General features: G+C 67.9%; 6 protein-coding genes. 2 read left to right on the top strand and 4 right to left on the bottom strand.

The genetic code is table 11. From position 1 onward, the window contains the following. Positions 1–819, bottom strand: an 819-nt coding sequence (locus tag QZ709_RS15740; protein ID WP_294638340.1) for a beta-ketoacyl-ACP synthase III, incomplete at its 3' end; no start/stop codon positions are given. A gap of 246 nt (positions 820–1,065) precedes the next feature. Here QZ709_RS15740 and QZ709_RS15735 point away from each other — a divergent pair. Next, complete coding sequence (locus QZ709_RS15735) at positions 1,066–4,494, top strand: response regulator (protein WP_294638339.1); 3,429 nt, start codon at positions 1,066–1,068, stop codon at positions 4,492–4,494. A gap of 52 nt (positions 4,495–4,546) precedes the next feature. On the opposite strand, the gene QZ709_RS15730 is transcribed toward QZ709_RS15735, so the two are convergent. The 3 genes from QZ709_RS15730 to QZ709_RS15720 form a co-directional block, all read right to left on the bottom strand. Beyond that, the gene (locus QZ709_RS15730) at positions 4,547–4,780 is read right to left on the bottom strand and encodes a zinc ribbon domain-containing protein (RefSeq protein WP_294638338.1); all 234 of its coding nucleotides are present in this window, start codon (positions 4,778–4,780) and stop codon (positions 4,547–4,549) included. Between the two features lie 90 nt (positions 4,781–4,870). Beyond that, entirely contained in the window at positions 4,871–5,587 is a 717-nt protein-coding gene (locus QZ709_RS15725; RefSeq protein ID WP_294638337.1) for an RluA family pseudouridine synthase, read from the bottom strand. A 3-nt stretch (positions 5,588–5,590) separates the two neighbouring features. Beyond that, positions 5,591–6,619 (bottom strand): bile acid:sodium symporter family protein, encoded by a 1,029-nt coding sequence (locus QZ709_RS15720; protein ID WP_294638336.1) that lies wholly within the window; start codon positions 6,617–6,619, stop codon positions 5,591–5,593. Between the two features lie 180 nt (positions 6,620–6,799). On the opposite strand from QZ709_RS15720, the gene QZ709_RS15715 reads away from it, so the two are divergent. Further along, positions 6,800–7,893 (top strand): aconitase family protein (locus tag QZ709_RS15715; RefSeq protein ID WP_294638335.1); only part of this gene is annotated, 1,094 nt, incomplete at its 3' end.

The raw sequence follows: 7,893 nt of genomic DNA, 5'->3' as shown, positions 1-7,893 counted from the left end.
GATGGGAACGACCTCCTTGAACACCTTGCGGCCTTCCTGGCGGAAGGTCTTGTCGCGGGCGTTCGGGTCGCTGTCTTCGGCGCGGTTCATGAAGCCGAAGTTGTTGCGGATGTTGTTGGAGAACTGCGTGGCCAGCTGCGAACCCAGCACCTCCCACTGGTCCTGCGAGGTGGCCGTGTCGGCACGCTCGACGATGACCGCCGTGCACACATCGCCGAAGATGAAGTGGCAGTCGCGGTCCTTCCACTCCTGGTGGGCCGAGGTGATCTCGGGGTTGACCACCAGCACGCAGCGGGCCGAACCCGAGCGCACGGCGTTGATGGCCTGTTCCAGCGCGAAGGTGGCGGCCGAGCAGGCCACGTTCATGTCGAAGCCATAGCCGCGGGCACCGATGGCCTGCTGGATCTCGATGGCCATGGCCGGGTAGGCGCGCTGCATGTTGGCCGACGAGCAGATGACGGCGTCGATGTCTTCGCCCTGCTTGCCCGCCGCCGCCATGGCCTTCTTCGCGGCGTCCACGGCGATCTCGGCCATCAGCGACAGCTGGTCGTCCGGACGCGGCTCGAAGCGCGGGTACATGCGGTTGATGTCGAGGATGCCTTCCTTCTCGATCACGTAGCGCTGCTTGATCCCGGAGGCCTTTTCGATGAACTCGACGCTGGACGGCGACAGCGCGGCGAGCGTGCCGGCCTCGATCTCGGCCGCGTGCTCGGCGTTGTACTTGGCCACGTAGGCATTGAAGGACGCCACCAGTTCCGCATTGGTGATGACGTTGGGCGGCCGGTAAAGGCCGGTACCTGAGATGACGACAGCGCTCATCGAGGATGACTCCACGGGAAAACCTTCGATTTTGCCACCGAAGCCGTCCGCCACCCATCGGGCCGGGCCCGGATTCGTCGCCGTGCAATCCGCCATCGCCGTGGTGCCTCCGGGCGCGCGCTTGCCCGAGCCGACCCGCTCTGTTAGAAAGACCCAGCACGGGCGTCAACCGAGCGGGACGCGGTCCGCCGGCGCCGTGCCGAACCGACCGCGCCACGGAGACCAAGGATGGGAGAGGATGGGGGCGTGTCGTTCTGGGGCCAGCTGTCACGGCCACACGTACGACGCTGGCTGGCCGGGGCCGTGCTGTGGCTGCTGGTGGTGGTGGCAGCCTGCAGCGCCGTGGCCGAGTGGCGCATTCAGACCCAAAGGGCAGATGTGCTGGCCGCAGCCGACCGGCGCCTCAGCGCCCTGGACGACAATGTCGTCAACCACTTCACCTCGCTGACCTCGCTGGGACAGGTCCTCTCGCGCCAGCCCCAGTTCGCGGACTTTCTCGTTCAACGGGAGCGCAAGGGCGCCGCGCCCCCGCCCAGCTCCGACCGCCCTGCGATGCAGCGACGCCTGAGCATGGATGGGGACGTACAGGCGATGAGCGTGCAGCTGGCGGCGCTGACCCGTGACTTTCAGATCACCCGCGCCATGGTGCTCGACACCTACGGCACTGCGATCGCCGACAGCGCACTGGCCGAGCGCCAAGCCAACGCCTTGGCCATGAACGTGGCCACCCGCCCCTATTTCATTCACGCGATGGACCGGGGCCGTGGTTTCCAGTTCGTGTTGTCTCGCTTGAACGGTGAACCGCGCTTCGTGGCCGCCACGCGTGTGGAGCGCGACGACAAGGTACTGGGCGTTCTGGTGCTCGTGACCGATCCTCAGCGCATGGGCCGTCTGTTCGCCACCGCAAGTGCACGGTTCATCACCGCCATGGTCGATGCGCAGGGGAGGATTGTGGCCAGCAGCGACACGGCGCTCATGCAACGCCGCGTGCCCTTCAGCACCCCAGGGCTGTCTGTGTCGGACGACGGCGCCAGCCCAGCGGACAGCGGGGCAGCGACCCTGCCCTGGTCCGCCGCTTCTGTCCGGCTGGGCCACTCTCAGCAACCGGCGGTCACGATCGACGGGCTGCCGCACCTTGTGCGCACGCAGGCCCTGGCCGCCTACCCGTTCTCGCTGTGGGTGCTCGCCCCCTTGCTCGATGAACCGGCTGTGGTGGTTGCGGCCTCCGGTGCAGCCATCGCCATCACAGCACTCGGTTGGCTCACGATGTGGCTGCTGTGGCGGCGGCAGGAGCGCGCCGAGGTCGAGGAACGCATTCGCCGCGACACACTGGAAATGACCCGGGCACTGCCCCTGACCCTGTTCCGATACAAGGTGCCGGCCAACGGCGGACCGGGCCACTTTGCCTATCTCGGTCCGGGGGTCAAGCATGTGTTCGGCATCGACGCGGAAGCCCTGGCGGCGCATCCCGAGCAATGCTGGACGCTCGCAGGGGTGCCCCTCGGGCGGCCGCCGACGTCTCCCGTCGAGTTTGCAGTGGACCGCGACGAGCAGCAACACTGGATCAGCGTCAACAGCACCGTGGCCTCAATGGCAGATGGCGGCCAGGTATACGACGGTTACTGGCTGGACGTCACCGCGCGGCATCTGGCAGAGCACCGCTTCGAAGCCGCCTTTCACCACGCGCCGGTGGCGTACTTCTTCTTTCATCGAGAACGGGGCATCTTGCGCTGCAACCCGGCAACCACACGCCTCTTCGGGGTGCAGCACACTGAAGAGCTGATCGGCGAGCGCTTCTGGGAAGCCCGTCTCAGTCCCCCCGTGCAGCGTGACGGGCGCGACAGCCTGGTCGTGGCAGCCGAGCTGCTGGAGCGGTATCGCGACAATGCCGAGCCCATCCGCTTCGAATGGCGCCACCGCCATGCAGACGGCAGCACGATGGACTGCGAGATCACCCTGATCTGGCTGGGTCACGAAGACCGCGATCTCTACTTCGCCATCGACGAGGACGTGACCGCGCGGCGCAAGACCGAGGAGGCCCTGCGCGAGGCGAGCGACAGCGCCCTGGCCACCAGCCGCGCCAAGTCGGCCTTTCTGGCGAACATGAGCCACGAGATTCGCACCCCCATGAACGCCATCATCGGGATGACCCACCTGGCTCTGCAAAGCGGCACGCCGGAACAGCTGCGGGGCTACGTCGGCAAGGCCCATCAGGCGGCCAACAGCCTGCTGCAGATCATCAACGACATCCTCGACGTTTCCAAGATCGAGGCGGGGCATCTCGAGCTGGAGGAGATCGACTTCGGTGTGCAGGACGTGCTCGACCAGGTGGCCGACATGCTGAGCCTGCAGGCCGAGCGCAAGGGGCTGGAGATGCTCTTCCATGTGCCGACGGCTCTGCCCGCCCGCCTGCGTGGCGACCCGACGCGGCTGCGGCAGATCCTGGTCAACCTGGGCTCGAACGCGGTGAAATTCACCGACCGCGGCAGCGTCACCATCGGGCTGGAGGTGGAACACCGCCACGACGATGAAGTGCTGCTGCACGGCTGGGTTCGCGACACCGGCATGGGCATGACACCCGAACAGCAGCAGCGGCTGTTTCAGCCCTTCTCTCAGGGGGATGCGTCCAACACCCGCCGCTTCGGCGGCACGGGGCTGGGCCTGACGATCTCCAGGCAGCTGGCCGAGCGCATGCGCGGGCAGATGTGGGTGGACAGCACGCTCCACCAGGGTTCGACCTTCCATTTCACGGTGCGGCTGGGCCTGCCGCCCGACCCCGTGCCCATGGCGCGCCTGCGCGAAGCGTGGGTCGGCAAGCGCATGCTGCTGGTCGACGATCACCCCGAGGTGCATGACGTGATCGGCCACATGGCCAGTGACCTGGGGCTGGTGGTGGAGCATGCTCACAGCGGACCCGAAGCCCTGAGTCGCGTCGAGCACAGCGCTGTGCCCTATGACTGGATCCTGATCGACTGGCACATGCCCGGCATGGACGGCGTCGCCTGCGCCCAGCAGACGCTGCAACGCGTGCGCACCCGATTCCCCGAAAGCCAGCCGTGCGTGCTGCTCGTGACGGCCTTCAACCGGGACGACGCTCTGAAAGCGGCCCAGGGTGTCGATCTGGCCGACATCCTGGTCAAGCCCGTCAGCCCCTCGACGTTGTTCGACAGCCTCTCGCGCGCCTGGCAACAGGGGCAGCCGGCCACGACACGGCCGGGTGAGGCGGCCCAGACGAACGCCATGGCGACCGGGCTGCCGGACGAGGCCGACCCCAGTCTGACAGGCATCCGCATCCTGCTTGTCGAAGACCAGGCTCTGAACCAGGAGCTGGCGCGCGAACTGCTCACGCGCGCGGGCATCGAGGTGGTGGTGGCAGAGGATGGCCAGCAGGCGCTGACCCGACTGGACAGCCAGGGCCCGTTCGACTGCGTGCTCATGGACTGCCAGATGCCGGTGATGGATGGCTACACCGCCACCCGGCACATCCGGGCCGACGCCCGCTGGACCATGCTGCCCGTGATCGCGATGACAGCCAGCGTGCTGGCCAGCGACCGCGAGGCCGCGCTGGATGCGGGCATGAACGACCACGTCAGCAAGCCGCTGGACGTGCAGCAGTTGTTTGCCGTGATCCGGCGGTGGGTCAGCGTGGGTCAACGCCGGCCCGTCACCTCGTGAACCGCAGGGCCAGGAACGAACCCGACAAAGCCGACAAGCCTCCCCACCCGGGTCAACGTACCTTGGCGCGCTCCGCCGCGCTGTAATGGCTGAAGTGCCCTTCCTTGGCCGCCTGCGCACGGGCCCGGGCGACGATCGCTTTGCTCTTGCCCTGCGGTGCAGTCAGGGCCACCTGCTTGGCCACGTCCGCAGCGCCGCAGCGGGGGCAGGTCACCACCGTGTCGGCTCGCACCAGCTTGTCGAACTCCAGCTCGCAATGGGGACAGCGGTAGGCGTAGATCGGCATCGGGCTCTCCTTTGTCGGGTTCGCGACACGCCACCCGATGCCTCCTCCTGATTGCAAGCGCGATGCCGGCCGCTGCCAGCCGGGTCCGATTCAGAACGGCGCGGCGCTCGTCCACGCCACGGGCCGCCCGTCCACCGGATGGGGCAGCGTCAGACTGCAGGCGTGCAGCAACAGGCGGGAAGCGGCCCCCTGGCTGGCTGGCGACCCGTACAGGGGATCGCCCTGGATGGGGTGACCGAGGGCCAGCATGTGCACGCGCAACTGATGGGAACGGCCCGTGACCGGTTCCAGCGCCACACGGGTCTGCCCCGCCTGGCTGTTTCGGGCCCGCACCTGCCAGCGGGTGCATGCCGGGCGCCCTTGCTCGGGGTCCACCCGTTGCATGGGTCGCCACGCCCAGTCGGTGCCCAGCGGGAGGTTCACCTCGCCGGCCTCTCCCCACGCTTCGGGCATCACCCCGTGCAACACCGCCTCGTAGCGCTTGTCGACACGCCGCTCCCGAAACGCCGCACTCAGGGCGGCCTGTGCGGCCTCACCCCGGGCGAACACCACCAGGCCCGAGGTGGCCAGGTCCAGACGGTGAACCACGGCCGCATCCGGCCAATGCCGTTGCGCCCGGTGCAGCAGGCAATCCTGGTGGGCCTCGCCACGTCCCGGCACGGTCAGCAGCCCGGCGGGCTTGTCCAGCACCAGCAGCGCCGCATCTTCGTGAACGGGCTTCAGCGGTCCGTCGGGCGGCGGCGCATACACGATGGCGGGACACAGCGAAGGGGTCGACGGCGCGGGCAGGCCGCGAAAACGCCCCATGCCTCAGACCACCTGCTGCACGACCCGGGCGCCGTAGCGCCGTGCCATGACCGCGCACACAAACAGCTGCAGCTGGTGGTACAGCATGATTGGCAGCACCAGCACGCCCATGGCGGCACTGCCGCCGAACAGCAGCTTGGCCATCGGCATGCCCGACGCCAGCGTTTTCTTCGAGCCGCAGAACACCGCCACGATCTCGTCCTCGACCGGCATCCCCTGCCGGCGCGCGATCCAGCGCGTCACCCACAGCATGGGCAGCAGGAACAGCACCACGCCCACGCCCGCCTGGATCAGCAGGCCCAAGCCATGCCGTGACCACAGCCCATCGGCCACCGAGTCGCTGAACGCCGCCCACACCAGCAGCACGATCACCCCGCGGTCGAACACCGTGGTGTAGCGCTTGATGCGCGCAAAGAACGCCCCCAGCCAGGGCCGCAGCAGGTGGCCGACGACAAAGGGAAGCAGCAGCATCCGGGCGACCTTCAACATCGTGTCGCCCACGTCCATGCCGGCGCCGTTGCCGACGCTGCCCACCACCAGGCTCACCAGCAGCGGGGTGATGAACACCCCCAACAGGGTCGACAGGGTCGCGTTCAGCACAGCCGCGGCCACATGCCCGCGCGCCATCGCGGTCATGGCCACCGACGACGAGACGGTGGACGGCAGGACCGCCAGGTAGAAGAACCCCATCAGCAGGTCGTGCGGCACCCAGCGGCCCACCAGCAGCGCCAGGACGGCCCACCACAGCGGAAACAGCACGTAGGTGCAGCCCTGCACCAGCAGATGCAGTCGCCAGCGGGACGCACCGGCTTTCAGGCTGTCGGTCGAGAGCCCCATGCCATGGAGGAAGAACAACAGGAACACGCCGATGTCGGTCACCTGCCCCAGATGGAGCGGCCCCTCACTGCGGCCCCACTCCGGCGCGAACGACGCCACCCCCACGGCGGCCAGCATGGCCATCAGGAACCAGTCGAGGACACCGGCCTGTCGACGACGGGAGGCGGAAGCGCGGAAAACAGGGCGAGACGGCATGGAACGCACAGCGGGAGACGAGAGGCGAAAACCCCGAGCCTATCGCAGTTGCCCGTCGGGTCGGCAAGCGGGGTGGGCACACCGACTGCCACAATGGCTCGGGCTGCTCAGGATCCGGGCAGCCGTCCGTGACCGACTTGCCCGTATGTTTCCCCGTTGTCTTCCCCGACAGGAGTCTCCATGGCCGCCACGCCCCTTGCCGCATCGGCACCGCTGACACACCCGTTTGCCACGATCATCAAGTCGTGCAAGACCGCCTCGGGCCACGCCTTCCGGTACGTGTCCTTGCCCGAACTGGCCCGCAAGCACCCCAACGTCTCTCGGTTGCCGGTGTCGCTGCGCATCGTGCTGGAGGCGGTGATACGCCAGTGTGACGGCCAGAAGGTCACGCCCGAGCACGTCTTCCAGCTGGCCGGCTGGCAGCCGAATGCGGCGCGCACCGACGAGATCCCGTTCGTCGTCGCCCGCGTCGTGCTGCAGGACTTCACAGGCGTGCCCCTGCTGGCCGACCTGGCGGCCATGCGCAACGTGGCTGCTGCACAAGGCCTGGAGCCCAAACGCATCGAGCCCCTGGTGCCCGTGGACCTCGTGGTCGACCACTCGGTGATGATCGACCACTACGGCAGCCCCGAGGCGCTCGACCTCAACATGCAGATCGAGTTCCAGCGCAATGCCGAGCGCTACGAGTTCATGAAGTGGGGCATGCAGGCCTTCGACACCTTCCGGGTCGTGCCACCCGGCTTCGGCATCGTGCACCAGGTCAACCTCGAGTTCCTCGCGCGCGGCGTGCACCTGGGCCCAGATGGCATCGCCTATCCGGACACCCTGGTCGGCACCGACAGCCACACCACCATGATCAACGGCATCGGCGTCGTGGGCTGGGGCGTGGGCGGCATCGAGGCCGAGGCTGGCATGCTGGGCCAGCCGGTGTACTTCCTGACCCCGGACGTGGTCGGGTTCGAGTTGACCGGCCAGCTGCGCGAAGGCGTGACGGCCACCGACCTCGTGCTCACTGTGACCGAGATGCTGCGCCGCGAGAAGGTGGTCGGCAAGTTCGTCGAGTTCTTCGGCGAAGGCACGGCCTCGCTGGCGGTGCCAGACCGCGCCACCATCGCCAACATGGCGCCCGAGTACGGCGCCACCATGGGCTTCTTCCCGGTGGACGAGCAGACGCTCACCTATTTCCGCGGCACCGGCCGCACCGAAGAGGAAGTCGAGCGCCTGGAGGCCTACTTCAAGGCCCAGGGCCTGTTCGGCGTGCCGCAAGCCGGCGA

The sequence above is a fragment of the uncultured Aquabacterium sp. genome, assembly GCF_913773725.1.
Lineage (GTDB): Bacteria > Pseudomonadota > Gammaproteobacteria > Burkholderiales > Burkholderiaceae_C > Aquabacterium.
Note: the sequence above shows the minus strand (reverse complement) of the source record. Positions and strands in the feature narration are given on the sequence as shown.

Bases quoted from the DNA above. Each gene is read 5' to 3' on its own strand.
- QZ709_RS15730 (WP_294638338.1), bottom strand. From the start codon at position 4,780: ATGCCGATCTACGCCTACCGCTGTCCCCATTGCGAGCTGGAGTTCGAC.
- QZ709_RS15725 (WP_294638337.1), bottom strand. From the start codon at position 5,587: ATGGGGCGTTTTCGCGGCCTGCCCGCGCCGTCGACCCCTTCGCTGTGT.
- QZ709_RS15720 (WP_294638336.1), bottom strand. From the start codon at position 6,619: ATGCCGTCTCGCCCTGTTTTCCGCGCTTCCGCCTCCCGTCGTCGACAG.